Source organism: Flagellimonas algarum (genome assembly GCF_040513375.1).
Classification (GTDB): domain Bacteria; phylum Bacteroidota; class Bacteroidia; order Flavobacteriales; family Flavobacteriaceae; genus Flagellimonas_B; species Flagellimonas_B algarum.
In genome coordinates this window covers 148,827-166,938 of record NZ_JBEVTG010000002.1, presented here as the reverse complement: position 1 = coordinate 166,938, position 18,112 = coordinate 148,827, and the positions used below count along the sequence as shown (strand labels likewise).

Genomic DNA, 18,112 nt, shown 5'->3' with positions numbered 1-18,112 from the left:
GGTGTTATTCTTCAAGAATCGTCGTCATGGCGTAGATTTCCTCAACCAGGGGTACGGTAATTCCTGGATAGCCCGCTCCGGCATTGACCGAGGTGATTACGGCTTTTCCGATGATATGGCGGCCATTCAGCTTACCATCTTCGGTAAGGTGTAAGCCTTCGATTGGATACTGGCCTAATTTGACACCCAATTCCTGGTCATCGTAGGAAGTCTTCAGGCCCCAAATCGCATGGAATATCAAGGGGTCTCCATTGGGCGCTTCGCCCACATAGAGCATGTTATGTCCCTTTTTCCTTAAAATAGTACGAAATGGGATGCCATGTGCTTTGATGATCTCGATTTTCTCGGAAATGGATCCCGTCAACTCATGTCGCTTGCCTACCTCGATCTGGTCTTTGGAATCGCGGGGCAACCAGACCATAAAAGTAGCCATAAGGTCGCGGATCATCGATGAACAATCCCTATTCTGAAGATTACCGCCCCAACCATAGGGTTTCCCTTCCAAATCCGATATCAAAACTTTCAAATGATCAGCATCAAATCCATAACCGTCAAATGCAAGATGTTTCTTTTCGACTTCGGCCTCTAGCTTAACGGCGGTTTGATCGGCATCGGTGTTGACATAAAAGGCTTTGACCGTATTCGGATTTTTAGAGGGGCGAAAGGGCAATACCATTCCCATTTTGGCTTCTAAGGCATAAAACGAATCCGTATCGAGAAGGTCGATCTGATCGCTTACCGGCATGGCATATGACCCTGTTTTCCATTCTTGTCGAAAATGTTGATCGACGATGCCGATAGCCTTCATAGGGACCCATCCCTTGTAGTACGGACTGATGACATAACACCATTGTCCGTCTTTGGTGCGGTGCAACAGTTGCAAGGGGGTATTTGCCCATAGGTTGGTTTCCTGAAAATAATCAAAAGGAAATCCTTCGCCGGCTTTTCCATAGGTATCGAAACCCGGGCGTTCTGATGGAATCCTGCGTAGATCGGTGTGGGAGTAAACGATGCCCTTGTGCAAAAAATTCGGAAATGTTGCGGTATCGCTATTTTCAACGAGTGCTTCCCGTTGCGACGGGTCATGGGTTTTTTTGTTTTCCCCATACCAACCCGAGTCGGTGCGATACTTTTCCAAATAACCCATGTCCTTTCCCGGAAAGGAATCAAGTGCTGACACCAGACGTTCCGCCTCCTGGTCCCAGGGGACGAAAAAGTTTTTGAGGAACTCCTCGCGCTCCCCATCCGGGATGGGAACGAGGTCTTCCGGATAGACCAACTCCCCGGGGGTGAAGGTTTCGATTTCAATGGATATTGCCTCCGATACCCCTTGGCCACAAGAGAAGAAGAGCACGCTGAGAAACAGACTGAAAAACCATGCTTTCAATTTCATTCGTTAAAGTGGGTTTGCGAATGAAATTAGGGTTAAAAGTCCACATTTCAAATTTCTTTGGGTGAATATCATCATAACGGGCAGCGTTCACGAACCCCTAACAAATTTCGTACCTTGGGTACCGTTAAAATGCAAACTATGAATACCCGTTTACGACTCCTAGCCTGCCTTATTTTACTAACCACCTCGACCTTGGCCCAAGATCGGATTACCGGTGAAGCTTTCGCCACCCGTTCCGTTGTCTTAGGGCAAAACGGTATGGTAGCCACCAGTCATCCCTTGGCCACCCAAATCGGATTGGAAATGCTGAAAAATGGGGGGAACGCCATAGATGCGGCCATTGCGGCGAATGCAGCACTTGGGTTGATGGAGCCAACCGGCTGTGGAATCGGTGGAGACCTGTTCGCTATTGTTTGGGATGCCAAATCGCAAAAATTATATGGGTTAAATGCCAGTGGTCGTTCACCGCAAGACTTGGAATTATCATATTTCGAGGATGCCGGAATGTCTAAGATCCCATCGCACGGACCGCTACCGGTCAGTGTTCCGGGTGCCGTTGACGGTTGGTTCGAGCTCCATGGCAAATTCGGGTCGAAACCCATGACCGATATCCTAGCCCCTGCCATAAACTACGCAGAAACAGGCTTTCCGTTGACTGAATTGATCGCTTGGTACATACAACGTACGGTTCCCTTTTTTGAATCAAAGGGCTTTCCGAATATAGAAGACACCTACAAGACCCAAAACGGAGGCAAACTTCCTAATGAGGGTGAAATCTATAAAAACCCCTACCTCGCCAATACCTACAAAAAAATCGCCCAGGGCGGTCGTGATGCCTTTTATAAGGGGGAAATCGCCAAAGTAATCGGTGACTTCATCAAGGAGCAAGGTGGGTTTTTATCGGCCGAGGATCTCGCCGATCACAAATCGGAATGGGTCGAACCCGTTTCGATCAACTACCGGGGTTATGATGTTTGGGAATTACCACCCAATGGTCAAGGTATAGCGGCCCTGCAAATGCTACAAATCCTAGAGGGATATGATTTTTCAAACATTGATTTCGGCAGCGCCGAACACTTGCATTTGTTCACGGAAGCCAAAAAGTTGGCCTTCGAGGATCGGGCCAAATACTACGCCGATATGGACTTTTTCGATGTGCCGGTCGAAGAACTGTTATCCGATGCGTATTCGGCAAAACGAAGGGAATTGATCGGTGAACGTGCCGGTACCTATTCGGCCGGAGCGATTTCTGCCGGGGAAACCATCTATATGACCGTGGCCGACAAAGAAGGAACCATGATATCCTTGATACAAAGCAATTATCGCGGCATGGGGTCCGGAATGGCACCACCGAAATTGGGCTTTATGTTGCAGGATCGCGGAGAGCTTTTCAGCCTGAAACGCGGTCAAGCGAACACCTATGAACCCAAGAAGAGACCGTTTCATACCATCATTCCTGCCTTTGTTACCAAAGACGGAAAGCCCTTTGTCAGTTTTGGGGTAATGGGAGGTGATTTCCAACCGATGGGACACACGCAAATCGTCATGAACCTGGTCGACTTCGGCATGAACATCCAAGAAGCGGGTGATGCCCCGCGATGGGACCATACTGGTGGAGCTAGTCCGATGGGACGTACGACGGAAAATACAGGGCTCATCCGAACCGAATCAGGCATTCCATACTCCACCCTACGTGGCTTGATGGACAAAGGCCATCGCATCGGCACGGCTAGGGGAATTTATGGGGGATACCAAGCCATTCTTTGGGACGATGAAAACAAAGTATACCACGGTGCTTCTGAAAGTCGCAAAGACGGTCAGGCGGCTGGATATTGATTGAATTGAAACAATTCATCCCTAAAATAAAATAGTAACTTCCGATCAAAATTCCACATAGCGAGTTGAAGTCCAAACACACCTCACTTTTTGAACGAATCCCCCATGCCATTACCATGCTCTTTGGTATCATCGTTTTGGTATCCGTTTTGACGTATATCCTTCCCGCAGGTATCTATGAACGGGTTTTGGTAGACGGAAGGAATGTAGTGGTGCCTAATTCCTATGAAACCATACCCGCTACCCCTATCGGTCTTTTGGATATGTTCAAGGCCATTCCCCTTGGTTTCAAGGCCGCCGCTGAAATCATCTTTATCGTTCTGGCCGGGGGCATCATGTTCGGGTTTATGGAAAAATCAAAGGCCGTTGAAAATGCGGTGGGTACCTTGGTTAAAAAATTAGGGCAAGAACGAAAGTATTTGATCATTGTCATTATGACTTTTATCTATGGCTTGCTCGGGGTAGCCGTTGGTTATGAGAACAATATCGCCATGGTACCGATCGCCGCGGTTTTGAGTTTGGCACTGGGTGGAGACCTGGTACTTGCCGCCGGCATTTCAGTGGGCGCCATGACTATTGGCTTCGGCCTATCGCCGATTAACGCCTACACGGTCGGTACTGGTCATAAATTAGCCGAGCTACCCATGTTTTCAGGGGCGGCCCTACGATCAACACTCTGTTTTTTGGCTTTATGCATTATGGCCTTTTACAATGTGCGCTATTTTAAAAAAATCACGACAGATCCCGAAAAGAGTTTGGGCAAAGGGTTGAATACCGACAATTTGGCCCTTTCCAAATCCATAAGCGACTATGGGTTAAGTCGAAATAACTGGATGGTTATCGGTATTTTTTTGATTGGGCTCCTAGTCATCCTATACGGGGTATTCAATCTACACTGGTATATCAACGAACTCTCGGCCCTCTTTTTAATGGTGGCCTTGCTTTGCGGTCTGGTTTCCAGGATGAGCGCCACGACCATGAGTGAAACCTTATTGAAAGCCGTAGGCTTGGCTGCTCCTGGGGCGTTTATGGTAGGCTTTGCCACCTCGATCAAAGTGCTGATGGAAATGGGGAATATCGGGGATACGATTTCGTACCAACTCGCTTCGGTCTTGGAGGGGCTTCCTTTGTACGCTTCCGCCATCAGCATGTCGATTTCGCAATCCATCATCAACTTTTTCATTCCATCGGGCAGCGGACAGGCCTTGGCGACACTACCCGTAATGCTGCCATTGGGTGAAACCCTTGGATTGACACGGCAGATTACCATCTTGGCCTTTCAGATCGGGGATGGCCTGTCGAATCTGGTCAATCCCACCCTTGGGGGACTCATTGCCATGTTGGGCATGTGTCGTGTCCCTATTGATCGTTGGATCCGTTTTATATTTCCGGTATTGATCGGTTTGCTCGCCTTGGCCTTTTTGGCCTTGATCGTAGCAGTAACCATAAATTACAGCTAATCATGATGCATGTAGAAGCTATTCTCGCAAAATTGGTGTCTTTTCCCGTCTTGGGTGGGCAAAGCAATCTAAGTATCCTGAATTGGATCAAATCCGAAATCGAAGCCCTAGGGATCGAAGTCCATTTGGTACCCAATGAAGAAGGGACCAAAGCCTCCTTGCATTGCCGTATCGGACCTGCCGTGGATGGCGGGGTAATCCTTTCCGGACATATGGATGTAGTACCTGTCGAAGGCCAGGAATGGAGCACGGACCCCTTTGTTCTGACCGATAAGGGGGATGGTAAATTGTATGGCCGGGGTTCCTGTGATATGAAAGGGTTCTTGGCCTGCTGTTTAGCGGTTTTACCTGATATGGTCAAAGCCGACCTTCAAAAACCGATTTACTTCGCCTTTTCGTACGATGAGGAAATCGGCTGTTTGGCCGCACCTGAACTTGCACGGGACATTAATGCGTACTATACGGAAACACCGAAATACGCCATAATCGGTGAGCCGTCGATGATGGAGCCTATCGTGGGCCAAAAGGGGATTTACATCCTGGAGACCTATGTGAATGGTTCCGCTGGCCACAGCAGTCGCATCAAGCAAGAGGTCAGTGCCATCCATGAGGCCATGCGATTGATTCTCTGGCTGGAAGAAAAAATGAACAGCCTTATCGCCGAAGGGCGTATCGATGAACGCTTCCATCCCCCCCACTCTTCCATCCATATCGGTTTGGTGAATGGAGGGATAGCCCCAAATGTCATTGCCGATAAAGCCCACTTTTACTGGGACCTTCGAACCATTCCCATGGACGACATCCATGGCATCGTTTCGGAATTCGAAACCTTCTGTAGGGAACGCGAGCAGGAGTTGCGTAAGGTATTTCCCGGTTTTGAAATCAAAACCGTTGAAAACCACCCACCGGTTCCCCATTTGGATACCAAGGAAGATGATGACGTGGTCGAACTCATACAACGTATTACAGGGAATTCGAACTGGGATACGGTATCCTATGCCGCAGAGGCAGGGCAATTTGCAAACGAAGGCTTTCAATCGGCTATTTGCGGACCCGGTTCCATTGCCCAAGCCCACCGTGCTGACGAATTTATCGACAAGGAACAATTGACCAAAGGGACCCAAATGTTACAAGTGCTGGTCTCCGAACTTTCATCAACATCCTTTTCTTGATCTTCGGCGGTCTTTTATCGTATCTTTAACTACAACAATAATAAATCAAAACCAATGCGAAAGTCCATCCTAACCACCATACTCCCGATCCTTGCCATCGTGGCGATCAGTTCTTGTAAAGACAACAAAGCCGCTGCCGAAGCCGAAACGGAAACGGAAGAGCAACTGGTACAACGCGCACTGGAAATCCACAAACGCGTGCTCACCCTCGATACCCATGCCGATACGCCACTTCGAATGATCGAACCCGGTTTCGATATGGCAGAACGGCACGACCCCAAGGAAACCGGATCCAAGGTGGATTATCCCAGAATGAAGGAAGGGGATTTGGACGCTATTTTCTTCGCGGCCTTCGTGGCACAGGATATCCGTGATGATGATGGCCATGGTCGGGCAAAGGCCCTTTGCCTACAGATGATCGATTCGGTCATCGCCTCAACGGAACGAAATTCCGATGTGGTCGGTTTGGCACTCAATCCCGAAGACGCTTATACCCTAGAAAAAGAAGGAAAACGTGCGATCTACATCGGCATCGAAAATGGATATCCGATCGGAAACGACTTAAGCAATATCGAAACCTATTTCAACAAAGGGGTACGTTACATCACCTTGGTACACTCCTCGAATAACGATATCGCAGATTCCGCTACCGACCCGAATGGTCCCGAGCACGGGGGTATCAGTACTTTCGGTGCTGAAGTCGTGGCTGAAATGAACCGTTTGGGCATCATGGTGGATGTCTCGCACGGAAACGACAGTGTCTTCTATGATGCCGTAGCCTTATCGAAAGCCCCGATCATCGCCAGTCATTCCAATGCTAGGGCCGTCACTGATCACCAGCGGAATATGACCGATGAAATGCTGAAATTAATGGCCGACAATGGCGGAGTCGTACAGCTGACCATGTTGGCCGACTATCTGAGGACGGCGCCACCTAACGCGGCAAGGGATTCCGCAATTGCCGAATTGCGGGCCTCCATGAAACCGATTTCTGAAATGACCGATGAGGAACGCCAAGCCTTGCGTAAGTCATTTAATGAAATCAATGAGAAGTTTCCAGAACCACCGGCTACGGTCACACACGTCGTTGACCATATCGACCATATCGTATCGGTTGCGGGCATCGATCATGTGGGCATAGGCTGCGATTTTGATGGCGGCGGCGGTATTGAAGGGATCTTCGATGCCAGTGAAGTTATGAACATCACCATCGAATTGGTACGTCGCGGGTATACCGAAGCTGAAATCGAAAAAATATGGGGCGGTAACCTGATCCGGGTATTCAAGGAAGTACAGGCTATCGCCAAGGAATCCGCTTCCTAATCCCAATAAATCAAAAAAGAGCTTGCGGATCCTTCTCACATATTTAGCGCTGTTGTGCAGCATCTACGCAACGGCACACCCCTTGCGTTTGTCTTTATGTGAGATTGAATATGTCCCTACAAAACAGCTAGTTACCATTAATCTCAAGTTGTTTTTAACTGACGTTAACGAAGCCTTGGTATTCGATCCGGAAAGCAAGGAACTGGCGTTTTGCCAACCCAACGAAGCAGCGCATGCCGAACGCTTGCTACTGAGGTACCTCGATCGCTTTTTTTACGTCAAGGTGAACGGACAAAAGCTTCCGCTCAAAATCAAAAGGAAAAAATTGGGTGGTGAGGGTGAAAATACGGCCCTATGGGTGTATTTCGAATACCGACAGGCCACACCCCCGAAATCAATGGAAATCAAAAATGCCGTTTTCACTGATTTGTTTTTCGATCAAAACAATATCGTTTACGTACATGCCCATGGTGATTCCAAAAGTATGATGCTGAACAAGAAAACCGCGGTCCACTATTTGAAATTTTGATATGCATCCGTTTGAGTTCTATTTAAAACTGGGTTTTGAACATATTTCGAATTTGGCCGGCTATGACCATATCCTGTTCCTGGTCGCCTTATGTGCGGTTTATGAACTAAGGGCCTGGCGCAAAATATTGGTTTTGGTCACCGCCTTTACCATAGGGCATAGTGTGACCCTTGCGCTAGTGGCCTTGGATGTCGTTAGCATTCCTTCCAAAATCATCAAAGTCTTGATCCCCGCTACGATTCTGATCACGGCCCTACATAATGTTATTTCCCCGACAACTGGAACCAGCAGCAAGAGGATGGCACCTAAATATGCCATGGCCCTGTTCTTCGGTTTTATCCATGGAATGGACTTTTCAAACTATTTCAAAGCTTTGATCATGGGCACCTCTGATATCATAGTGCCCCTTTTGGGCTTTAATCTCGGCATCGAAATCGGGCAACTACTCATCGTACTGGGCATCATCGCCCTGTCTTTTGTGTTTTTGTTCGCTTTGAAGGTCAAACTCCGTGTTTGGACGGCTATCGTTTCGGGTATTGCGGCGGGAATTTCCTTCGTATCCATTTTGGACAACCTATAAAACCCAAGGGCAATAATGCTTTTCTTAGGATGGTTAGGGTTCGTATGCTGTTGGATGGAAAGGCTCAATTGGAAACTATGCTACAACTTCCAAGCCGTGTCATTTTCCGAAAGCACTGGCCTTTTCAATAAGGTAATAGGTACGAGACGGGTCGTTTCGATTCAATCGTAGTATTCCGGTGACCATGATCAGGTCGTCCATTTTAAAGGAATTTTTCTCGTCGAAAAACACTTCCGATACGGTTTCCGGTCCCCCATTTCCACAAAAAAAACAGCTTGCCATCGGGTTTTTGGAAAGCATGTAAATGGATTGTATACCGTCAAGAACGATCAGATATCCGATCAAGGAGATTTCCTTTCCTTCCAAACTCGAAAGCTTCTCAGAATATTCGGCCTGTAAAAAGCCTGGGAAAGTGGCGTCCACACTTCCTTCTTCCCATGAAATACCGCGTTCGAGGTCATTCCAGTCCAAAACGGCCTGGGCAGAAACCCTAATCGTAACTAATAGAAAAAGAACGGGAATTAGGTATCTCATTTATTGGATCAATTGGGCACTCGCCTTTCGGAGCACATAGGTCATTTGGTCAACATCATCGCGATTCAATTCCAAGATTCCCGTGGCCCGAATGACCTGATCGGTCTTAAACGAAGGAAAGTCCTTGAAATCGACTTCAATGATACTTTCTGGCCCCGCGGCCCCACAGAAAAAACAAGTGGCCATCGGGTTGGCTGAAATCAGCAATACCTCCCCAGAACCTGTAATATCCAAAAAATATCCGGTAATACGTACCTCTTTGCCCTGATAGGCTTTGATCTTCTCGCCGAAATTAGGTTTCAAAAAATGCACGTCATACTTCTCATTGTATTCCGGTTCAAAGGTAATGTCGGCGAAATCAGACCAGGTCAGGTCTACCTGTCCATGGGCTTGTAAAAAGCCTACGAGCACCAATACCAGTACCACCATTTTATTCATTTGCCAATACTTTTGAAATGTCCAATTTAAAAATCGAGGTCGATGCCAACAAAACGGCCAGACCTGAAATCAGTAAGGTCGCAACGAAGAACCAAAGTTCCGTAAGGTCAGGGCCACTGATATCAAGGGCGTACCCATAGGTCGCTATCATATAGTTCGACACCAATTTTAATGCCAATCTCCCCAAAAGCCACCCTGCGACAAAGCCTAGAACCGCCAAAAACAGTCCCTCGAAGAGTACAAGATACAGCAATTTACGGGTTCCAAGTCCATAAGTCCGTAACAATGCGAGTTCTTGCCGTCGTTCACGGATCGTTTTTAACAAACTGATAAAAATACTAAAGCCCGAAACGAACAAGATGGCCAAAGCGATACCGTTGATCGTCTTGACACCGGAACCCAAGAGGCCTGTCAAGCGTTGGATTTCAAAACCTGGTAAGGCCGCTTGCATGTTGGTGTTCTCATTGATGGAACGCGGCAATTGTACCAAAGCCATAGGGTTCTTGAATTTGACCAATAGCGAAGTGATTTCCAAATCCTCTTCCTTATGTTCATGGGCCGCTTCACTGTCATCGCTATGATCATGCCCTTCACCAGGGTGTTCTTCATGATCATGCCCTTCGTCTTCGTGATCGTGGTCGTCATGGTCATGTCCTTCGTGATCGTGGTCGTCATGATCATGTTCGGCCTCATCGCCATGATCGTGTCCTTCGTGATCATGGGCTTCCCAAATACTGGCCAAATTCGATATGAGCAACTGATCTAAGACCGTAGAAGTTGGATTCAAAATACCCACAACGGTATAGGGTTTGTCATCATGCACATCAATAGCTTCAGCGGCCAAACCATGGGCGCCAACGAATGTATCCCCTACCTGCAAGCCCAATTTGGTGGCGACTTGGTGCCCCGCGACCACTTCAAAGGATTCTTTAAACAAACGCCCATTGGCTAGGGTCCCGCCATAAGCATCTATATAGGAGGGTTCGGTACCCAAAAGTCGGTACCCTTTGTAGTTATCCCCATAGGAAACTGGTATGGCCATCTTGACAAAGGGATGCGTCATCAAGGGTTCGGCTTCTTTTAAGGGAATGTTGCCTGTAGGGGCGTCGATATGTAAAACGGAAGAAAGCACCAATTGCAAGGGACTCCCCTTGGCCCCAACGACCATGTCGACCGGAGCGATGTTTTTATCCATTTGACCGTTCAGTTGTTGGCTCAATTGGAGGATGAACGTGACCAAGGATACGCTCAATACCAACAAGAGCAGGCTCAAAACCATATTCAACGGTTTCGAGATCATGTTTCGGTAAGCTAAATACGCTAAATTCACAAGACGATCTGATTTGGAAAATGTTGGGTGACCCGCTGGTCATGGGTTATAATGACCAGACTGCTGCCACAGAGGTCTGCCTCGTCCTTTAAGAGGGTAATGACCTTTTCACAGTTCGCATCATCAAGATTCGAAGTCGGCTCGTCGGCAAAAACCACTTTGGGTTTATGGATCAACCCGAGTCCGATGGCAAGTCGTTGTTGCTGACCTTGGCTTAAGTGGTTGACACTTTTGTTCAAATGGTCGGTCAGACCTAAGCGCTCAGCGATGCCCTTCAAATACGCCTTATCCCCTTGTTGTTTAGGAAACTGTTGGCGCAGGCGTAAATTCTCGGCCACGGTCAAAGATCTTACAAAATGATATTGCTGGAAAATCAACCCGATTTCCTCACCTCGAAAGGCATCAAGGCGTTTTCTTCCCAGCTCGGTAATTTCGATTCCATTAATGGCTATTTGACCGCTACTGGCGGGTAAAATACCCGAAAGTAAATGGAGAAAAGTAGTTTTTCCCACCCCTGAAGGTCCTAAAATCAAGAGATGCTCACCGGATGCCAAGGATACATCCGGAAATTCAAAGGCTTGCGTCGCTCCATAATCGAATTGAAGGTCTGAACACTGTACTGCGAATCCCATATGAACAAAATTAAGAAGAATTTTAAATGCGACTAAGTTGCGTTAAAATTTTTGGATTATTTTTGCATTCCAATTCTAAAAACACATCGTATATGTTGAGTTCCCTGCGTTTAACGGCCAAACCGAACATTTTGGGTGCTGCGGCAAGTACCTTGTGTCTGATCCATTGTTTGGCCACCCCTTTTCTTTTTGTCGCACAGGCGGAGATCGCGGGCCATGCTGAAGCCCACCCGGAATGGTGGGGCACTTTGGATATCCTGTTTTTAATCATATCCTTGGCAGCGGTTTGGCGTTCGGCACAGACCAGTTCCAAAACCTGGATGCAAGTGGCCTTATGGGGAAGTTGGATCGTTTTGGCCTTTATCCTACTTAATGAGAAAATGGGTTGGTACCATCTGATGGAGGAAGTGATTTACCTGCCGACACTTGCCCTGATCTTTTTTCACCTTTACAATCGGAAATATTGTCAATGCGGTGAAGCCGATTGCTGTGCTACCGAACAAATCGAATCGTAATGCGAACGTCCAAAATGAATATCGAACAAATCGAAGCGCTTGGCGACCAGCATGTATCGACTTCGGTCGATACCCCGATGCGGGCCGATGCCTTTATGCTAAGCGAGCAAGAAAAAATAGAAAAGATCCAACACCACTTTGGAAAAATCATGGAAACCTTGGGTCTTGATATGGACGACGACAGCCTATCAGGTACTCCTTATCGCTTCGCCAAGATGTACGTGAAAGAACTGTTCTACGGGTTGGACCCCAGCAACAGGCCGAAGGTATCGACCTTTGAAAACAAATACGGATACCGCAAACTATTGGTCGAACAGGACATCAATATCGATTCTTCCTGTGAACATCACTTTTTACCCATCGTCGGGAAGGCGCATATCGGCTACATTCCGAAAGATAAAGTGGTCGGCCTTTCGAAAATCAATCGATTGGTCGATTATTATGCCCACCGCCCACAAGTTCAGGAACGGCTGTGCCTTCAAATCCGAAACGATCTCAAAGAAACCTTGAAGACCGACGATGTGATCGTAGTGGTCCACGCCAAACATTTGTGTGTTTCTTCACGGGGTATCAAAGACAAGGAAAGTTTTACCACCACGGTGGAATACGGTGGCGCATTTGAAGACGAACAACTACGCAATGAATTTTATGGGTTGATCCAAGACGGTCGCAACGCCTAACGACAAGATCAATTCCGAAAGAACCATCCGTATGAACTCGGTAACGCAGTGGAAACGAGCTGCGCTATTCTTCCTTATAGGTGCTAACGCAAGCTACCGTCTCCCCTTTGTTGATCGGCGGGGTGGCCAAATGGTATAGGATGATCCCATAATTCGGGGCACGGTATTCTTCCAAACGGTTACCGAATTCGTCGGTAGCATAACCTAGCAATTCGTCTTTTTTTACGGCATCACCGGCCTTCATCGTGGTATGGAAGATGCCCGTTACCTTCGAACGCACATAGGTCTGTGAATTCAATTGGATAGGCACTGTTGCTGCTAAGGTTTCAAGCTCCCACATCCCCATCCCGACGAGCATGCGATATACCCCGTTTTTAATGAGTGCAACCACCTCTTCCTGCACATTCCCTAATTTTCCACCTTCGATGCTCAATGCGATCTTCCCATCCTGGACGGCTTGTTTAAAAGCATACTTGGCCGGATCGGTCGCTTTGATGGTATACGGATAGGAAACCACATAAGGGAAGCCGGCAGTATCGGAAAGGCGTTTGGCAACCGCCGTATTTTCGGCTTGTTCCCTATTGTTGTAATAGCATACGAACGGAATCAGGTCTTCACAAGCATCCCCGCCATGGATATCCAAAAAAACGGTACTATGCGGAATGATCTTGCGGGTGATGATGTCAGCCAAACGCTGGGTAATGGTACCTTCAGCATCGCCGGGGAATGCATTGTTCAAATTCACACCGTCTTGTGGATTCCGAAAAGGTTCACGTCCAAGAAAGGAGGCCCGGTTGGCGATTGGTACGACGATCAAGGTGCCCTTCAATCGCGTGGCGTCGATTTCCGCTAAAAGTTCCTGGGTGGCGATTATCGGAGGATATTCGTAACCATGGACACCGGCCACGATACTGAAAACGGGGCCAGGGGTACTGCCCTTGACGACCACTACTGGCAGGTATCCTGAATTGCCTTGGTTATCGGAAGCTTCCAGCTTAAAGGTTGTTTTACCGGCAGGTGAAGTATTTAAGATCAGGTCTTCCATGGGTGTTTGTGCGCCCAGCGTGTACGCTAAAAAGCCGACAAAACCCGATACTAGGTTACGTTTTATAATCGTCATTTTTTATCTTTTGTAGCGTAAATCCCGTGCACGGATGTCCTTGGTCCAAACCACCGCTCCATCCTTGTCATGGATGGCCATGGTCAAGACCCGATCGGTCCTGGGCCCTTTTACCGTTAAGATTCCGAAATTGTGCTTCCCATACAGGGTTTCTTCCAAGCGGTATTGGTTGCGTTCTTCCATATTGTCATGGGCACCCGCGGTTAAGGAAGAACAGGTCAAATCGTAAATGGGATACACCCTATCACTTTCCTGCATGCGGCTCAACCCGGTATGATGTCGGTCGCCATCAAGAAAAATGACCCCCTCGATTCGCGCTTCCCTGATCTTTTCGAGCAGATACCGCTGTTCGGTCGGAAAGGTCGCGTAGTTCTCGTGCATGGCCTCGGTGCTAATGACCTGGCCGCCAATAGCGATGAATTTGAACGGGGCGTTGCTTGAAGCCAACGCATTGATCAGCCAATCGATCTGTGCTTTGCCCAAAAGTTCACGTTCGGCGGCGAAATTTTCATTCGATGTTCGGTAATACCTATTGTCAAGTAAGAAAAAGTCAAGGTCTCCCCATTGAAAGACCCCGGTGATGCCTCCCTTGCCGATCACATCGAAATTCGGGTTGGCCCAAAACAACTTGAATATTTCCGATGCCGTATCCTTCAGCCAAAAACTACCATCGGCATTATTGGGTCCAAAATCGTGATCGTCCCAAATCGCGTAGTGATGGGTCGAAGCCAACAATGGCTGCATTTCAGGCAACGAACGGGTATGCGTGTACCGATGAAGGAAACCGGTACGCGAATTCCAGTCCGCTTCCCTGAGGTAGGTGTTATCGCCCAACCACAACATAAAATCAGGATTTTTTTCGTGTATCGCCCCGAAGATCTCATGTTCACTGCCATAAGGCGTGCCCGGTCGGTCGAACCGTTCTTCGTTAACGTAGTTACAACTGCCAACGGCAAACCGGATTTCCGGGGGGTCGGTACGCCACTGCCATAACGTCTGGGATTGGAATTCCATTGGATAATCACGTTCGATTCGTTCACCGTTTATGAACAATTCATAACCGTATGTTTTTCCGGGTAGGATCTTATCCGCAATCGAGCGGGCCACAAAGGCATTGCCCGATTCGGTGGTTACCGGTTCGGTTTTGAATCGCTGTTCTGGATCTTGTTTATCGAAATATTCGAAATGCACCACGGCCTGTTCGGTCGTTTGGGCCCATAGGAGCACTTCCCGCATGGTCGAATACCCGACCATCGGCCCTGATTGCAATACATCTTGCCCGACCAGGCTAGACCAACTAAGACAAATTACTGCAGCGAGCAGTAGGTAATTTTTCATGGTATGGTGTTTTAGGAAAAAACTTGTTTGCAAGCTAAGGTAACCAATAATTGAGCCAAAGAAATAAAGAAACCGTTTCGAAAAAGTTGCCTTTACGTACCCTTCGGAGCATCATTCTTTGGAAGCCTTCGCATCCTTTCCGGATAACAGGTAGGTATAGACCCACATGATGGTAAAGGTGGGGATGATATCGAGGCCGGGCACCAATTCCTCAATAAAGGTAACGACCCCTGCGGCTTGACCGATCCTTCCCTTATACATCCGGGTCATCAACCACCCGGCAATGGGTGCCCAGATCACATCCAGGAAATCGCCTAATCCCGGAATGAGCAAGGAAGACATCCCGATCAAATCGAGTAACAATCCCAGTAGTAAGTATTTGACGCGTTTATCTTTCTTCGCTGACATGATTGAAAAATAATCAAAAACCGCTAACTAAACCGGATGGCCGATCAATTTCCAACAAAAAAAAGGGGAACCCTTCAGCTCCCCTTTCACATTCCTTTCGTTACCAACACCTTGTCAGGTGGTGACCGTGTTCAACTTATTTGCATAATATTTACTCAACTTATTGATCTTTGGATCGATAATGATCTGACAATACGGTTGCGAACGATTCTCATTGTAATAGTTGTGATGTGCGTCTTCAGCCTCATAAAAAGGCGCTTCGGCCGATACCGCGGTAACGATAGGCGAGGCGAAAACCCTTTTCTCCTCCAATAAGGCAATAAATTCTTCCGCTTCTACCCGTTGCTGTTCCGAAGTATAGAAAATCTCACTGCGGTACTGGGTTCCAACATCGTTCCCCTGACGGTTTAAAGTCGTCGGGTCATGGGTGGCAAAGAAGACTTCAAGCAATTCAGAGAAGGTTACTTCCTCTGGGTCGAATTCGATTCGAATGGCTTCCGCATGGCCGGTTCGGCCGCTACACACCTCACGATAGGCCGGATTTTTTATATGACCTCCGGTATATCCAGAAGTCACATCGCGCACGCCTTTAATCCGCTGGAAAACGGCTTCGGTGCACCAAAAACATCCATTGGCGAAAATGGCAGTTTTAAAATCGTCCATATTTTGTTTATTCATTTAATGTAAAAGTTCAACATTTTTTTTGAAATTCCAAAAGGAACACTTCTTTTTAACGTATGCTTAATAGTCGTAAAAGTTTTGGATTCCTTTTTAAAGCGTGTTTTTTGTGGGGTGGATACGAATGCGTACTTTCAACTTGAATTATAGCCCATGATCCAAGCGAAACAACTTGAAAAAAATTATGGCGACCTCAAGGTCTTGAAAGGGGTCAGTCTAAACATCGATAAAGGTGAAGTCGTAGCCATAGTCGGTCCGTCAGGGGCTGGCAAAACGACCCTTTTGCAATTGTTGGGTACGTTGGACACGCCCAGTAATGTCGGTGCAGCGGAATTGGACATCAATGGCATACGAGTCACCGGCTTGAACGACAGACAACTTGCCCGTTTCCGAAATGAGCAAATCGGCTTTATTTTCCAATTCCACCAACTCCTACCCGAGTTTACGGCACTTGAAAACGTGTGCATCCCTGCCTTTATCAAGGGAACAACAAAAAACGAGGCGGAAACCGAGGCCAAAAGATTGCTCGATTTTCTAGGTCTTTCAGACCGTTATGATCACAAGCCTTCAGCGCTTTCGGGCGGTGAACAACAACGGGTGGCCGTTGCTAGGGCTTTGATCAACAAGCCTTCGGTGATTTTTGCCGACGAACCCAGTGGCAACCTCGATTCGGAAAGTGCGGAAAACCTGCATCGTCTGTTTTTCCAATTGCGCGATGAGTTCGGTCAAACCTTCATCATCGTGACCCATAATCCTACCCTGGCCGATATGGCCGATCGAAAGTTGACCATCATCGACGGAAACATCGCCCCATGATCCTACCGCTGCGTGTTTGGCGCTTTTTTCGCAATCCGGAGTATGTCCGATTACGTGCTACCAAAAAACTCCAGCTTCGTTTGTTTTTCGGGCTCTTGGTCTGGATGCTAGTGCTTTCGGTCTGCGCCGGGATGTTCTTGAACATTTTGCAAACAGCCATTGGGATCGATTTCGGTGATCATGCCGTCAGCCAGATGTTCGAACAATACTCCCCCTTGATGATCTTTGGTTTGGCCATCATTTTGGCACCACTGATGGAGGAACTGATTTTCAGGGCCCCAATGGGTCTTTTTAAGAATTCAAGTCTGTTTCCCTTGGTATTCTATTTCTTGACCTTGGGTTTTGCAGCCATCCATTTCTTCAACTTCACGAGTTATGACGTTTCGATCTGGTGGGCGCCGTTGTTGGTCCTGCCCCAGTTGATCAGCGGGATTTTCTTGGGGTACATCCGCGTAAAACTAGGCCTCTTTCATGCGATGCTCTTGCATGCCGCTTTTAACGGCATCATACTGGGGCCTTTTATTTTAGCCATGGTATTCAAAAACCTTTTTGCATGAAAAAAGCGGAACTAAAAGCTTTTTTGGATGAAAAGGCTACCGCTTACGAACACCCTTCCTTTTTGGAAAACGACCCTATACAGATCCCACATCGGTTCAAACGAAAGGAAGATATCGAAATCAGTGCGTTTCTCACGGCCACCATTGCTTGGGGCAATCGCAAAAGCATCATCAACAATGCAGAGCGATTGATGGCGTTGATGCAGCAATCCCCTTTTGATTTCGTCATGGAACACGACTCACAAGAGCTGGAGGCATTGGATGGATTCGTACATCGCACTTTCAATGGGACCGATCTCCGGTATTTTGTGACTGCATTGCAGCATCTGTATGCCAACCATGACGGATTGGAAGGAGTATTTACCCGCCATCAAGATGCATCGGGGCTCCAAACGGCAATTGCGGAGTTCCATAACCTCTTTTTCTCCTTGCCCCATGAAAAACGTACGGTGAAGCACGTTTCGAATCCTGAAAAGGGATCCGCCGCCAAACGGATCAATATGTTTTTGCGGTGGATGGTGCGGTCGGATGCCAAAGGGGTTGACTTCGGGATTTGGAAAGACATTCCCCCTTCGAAATTATCCTGCCCCCTTGATGTGCATTCGGGTCGGGTAGCCAGACAACTTAAGCTGCTCCGTCGCAAACAGAACGACGCCAAAGCCCTTCTGGAACTAGATCGGCAGTTGCGAAAATTGGATGCAATTGACCCCGTCAAATACGACTTTGCGTTATTTGGTTTAGGGGTTTTTGAAAAGTTTTGAAGGACTACAAGA

20 protein-coding genes are annotated in these 18,112 nt (G+C 47.6%); 11 read left to right on the top strand and 9 right to left on the bottom strand.

What is annotated here, in order from left to right:
• Positions 1-4: 4 nt before the first annotated feature.
• On the bottom strand, positions 5-1,393 hold the full coding sequence (locus tag ABV409_RS07910) for an SH3 domain-containing C40 family peptidase (protein WP_353877040.1): 1,389 nt from the start codon (positions 1,391-1,393) through the stop codon (positions 5-7).
• A 138-nt stretch (positions 1,394-1,531) separates the two neighbouring features.
• Between ABV409_RS07910 and ggt the strand changes: the two genes are divergently transcribed.
• From ggt to ABV409_RS07880, 6 genes are all read left to right on the top strand, one after another.
• Positions 1,532-3,229 (top strand): gamma-glutamyltransferase, encoded by a 1,698-nt coding sequence (gene ggt / locus ABV409_RS07905; protein ID WP_353877039.1) that lies wholly within the window; start codon positions 1,532-1,534, stop codon positions 3,227-3,229.
• A 65-nt stretch (positions 3,230-3,294) separates the two neighbouring features.
• Positions 3,295-4,689, top strand: coding sequence for a YfcC family protein (locus ABV409_RS07900; protein WP_353877038.1), 1,395 nt, complete (start codon positions 3,295-3,297; stop codon positions 4,687-4,689).
• Positions 4,690-4,691: 2 nt separating this feature from the next.
• Complete coding sequence (gene argE / locus ABV409_RS07895) at positions 4,692-5,861, top strand: acetylornithine deacetylase (RefSeq protein WP_353877037.1); 1,170 nt, start codon at positions 4,692-4,694, stop codon at positions 5,859-5,861.
• A 54-nt stretch (positions 5,862-5,915) separates the two neighbouring features.
• Complete coding sequence (locus ABV409_RS07890; protein WP_353877036.1) at positions 5,916-7,184, top strand: dipeptidase; 1,269 nt, start codon at positions 5,916-5,918, stop codon at positions 7,182-7,184.
• A 22-nt stretch (positions 7,185-7,206) separates the two neighbouring features.
• Entirely contained in the window at positions 7,207-7,713 is a 507-nt protein-coding gene (locus ABV409_RS07885) for a DUF6702 family protein (protein ID WP_353877035.1), read from the top strand.
• A 1-nt stretch (position 7,714) separates the two neighbouring features.
• Positions 7,715-8,293 carry a HupE/UreJ family protein gene (locus ABV409_RS07880; protein ID WP_353877034.1) on the top strand — a complete coding sequence of 193 codons (579 nt, stop codon included), beginning with the start codon at positions 7,715-7,717 and terminating at the stop codon, positions 8,291-8,293.
• 99 nt (positions 8,294-8,392) lie between these two features.
• Here ABV409_RS07880 and ABV409_RS07875 read toward each other — a convergent pair whose 3' ends face one another.
• The 4 genes from ABV409_RS07875 to ABV409_RS07860 are packed head-to-tail and all read right to left on the bottom strand — an operon-like array spanning position 8,393 to position 11,227.
• Entirely contained in the window at positions 8,393-8,827 is a 435-nt protein-coding gene (locus tag ABV409_RS07875; protein ID WP_353877033.1) for a hypothetical protein, read from the bottom strand.
• Positions 8,828-9,265: a hypothetical protein gene (locus ABV409_RS07870; RefSeq protein ID WP_353877032.1), complete on the bottom strand. Its 438-nt coding sequence runs from the start codon at positions 9,263-9,265 to the stop codon at positions 8,828-8,830.
• A complete protein-coding gene (locus ABV409_RS07865; protein ID WP_353877031.1) occupies positions 9,258-10,565 on the bottom strand; it encodes an ABC transporter permease in 1,308 nt (435 codons plus the stop codon). Before ABV409_RS07865 ends, ABV409_RS07870 begins: the two co-directional genes overlap by 8 nt.
• Positions 10,566-10,591: 26 nt before the next feature.
• Entirely contained in the window at positions 10,592-11,227 is a 636-nt protein-coding gene (locus ABV409_RS07860) for an ABC transporter ATP-binding protein (RefSeq protein ID WP_353877030.1), read from the bottom strand.
• Between the two features lie 92 nt (positions 11,228-11,319).
• Here ABV409_RS07860 and ABV409_RS07855 point away from each other — a divergent pair, with 92 nt between their 5' ends.
• Both ABV409_RS07855 and folE read left to right on the top strand, forming a co-directional pair.
• Complete coding sequence (locus ABV409_RS07855) at positions 11,320-11,742, top strand: MerC domain-containing protein (protein WP_353877029.1); 423 nt, start codon at positions 11,320-11,322, stop codon at positions 11,740-11,742.
• Between the two features lie 14 nt (positions 11,743-11,756).
• On the top strand, positions 11,757-12,422 hold the full coding sequence (folE, locus tag ABV409_RS07850; RefSeq protein ID WP_353878153.1) for a GTP cyclohydrolase I FolE: 666 nt from the start codon (positions 11,757-11,759) through the stop codon (positions 12,420-12,422).
• 64 nt (positions 12,423-12,486) lie between these two features.
• Here folE and ABV409_RS07845 read toward each other — a convergent pair whose 3' ends face one another.
• The 4 genes from ABV409_RS07845 to msrA form a co-directional block, all read right to left on the bottom strand.
• Positions 12,487-13,542, bottom strand: coding sequence for a succinylglutamate desuccinylase/aspartoacylase family protein (locus tag ABV409_RS07845; protein ID WP_353877028.1), 1,056 nt, complete (start codon positions 13,540-13,542; stop codon positions 12,487-12,489).
• Positions 13,543-13,545: 3 nt separating this feature from the next.
• Positions 13,546-14,880, bottom strand: coding sequence for an alkaline phosphatase D family protein (locus ABV409_RS07840; RefSeq protein WP_353877027.1), 1,335 nt, complete (start codon positions 14,878-14,880; stop codon positions 13,546-13,548).
• A gap of 111 nt (positions 14,881-14,991) precedes the next feature.
• A complete protein-coding gene (locus ABV409_RS07835) occupies positions 14,992-15,288 on the bottom strand; it encodes a hypothetical protein (RefSeq protein ID WP_353877026.1) in 297 nt (98 codons plus the stop codon).
• Positions 15,289-15,402: 114 nt separating this feature from the next.
• On the bottom strand, positions 15,403-15,951 hold the full coding sequence (msrA, locus tag ABV409_RS07830) for a peptide-methionine (S)-S-oxide reductase MsrA (protein WP_353877025.1): 549 nt from the start codon (positions 15,949-15,951) through the stop codon (positions 15,403-15,405).
• A gap of 168 nt (positions 15,952-16,119) precedes the next feature.
• Here msrA and ABV409_RS07825 point away from each other — a divergent pair, with 168 nt between their 5' ends.
• From ABV409_RS07825 to ABV409_RS07815, 3 genes are read left to right on the top strand one after another with little or no spacing between them, the layout of a single operon-like run.
• Positions 16,120-16,782: an ABC transporter ATP-binding protein gene (locus tag ABV409_RS07825; RefSeq protein ID WP_353877024.1), complete on the top strand. Its 663-nt coding sequence runs from the start codon at positions 16,120-16,122 to the stop codon at positions 16,780-16,782.
• A complete protein-coding gene (locus ABV409_RS07820; RefSeq protein WP_353877023.1) occupies positions 16,779-17,339 on the top strand; it encodes a CPBP family intramembrane glutamic endopeptidase in 561 nt (186 codons plus the stop codon). The genes ABV409_RS07825 and ABV409_RS07820 overlap by 4 nt, the downstream gene beginning before the upstream one ends.
• The gene (locus ABV409_RS07815) at positions 17,336-18,100 is read left to right on the top strand and encodes a TIGR02757 family protein (protein WP_353877022.1); all 765 of its coding nucleotides are present in this window, start codon (positions 17,336-17,338) and stop codon (positions 18,098-18,100) included. The genes ABV409_RS07820 and ABV409_RS07815 overlap by 4 nt, the downstream gene beginning before the upstream one ends.
• The last annotated feature ends 12 nt before the right edge of the window (positions 18,101-18,112 follow it).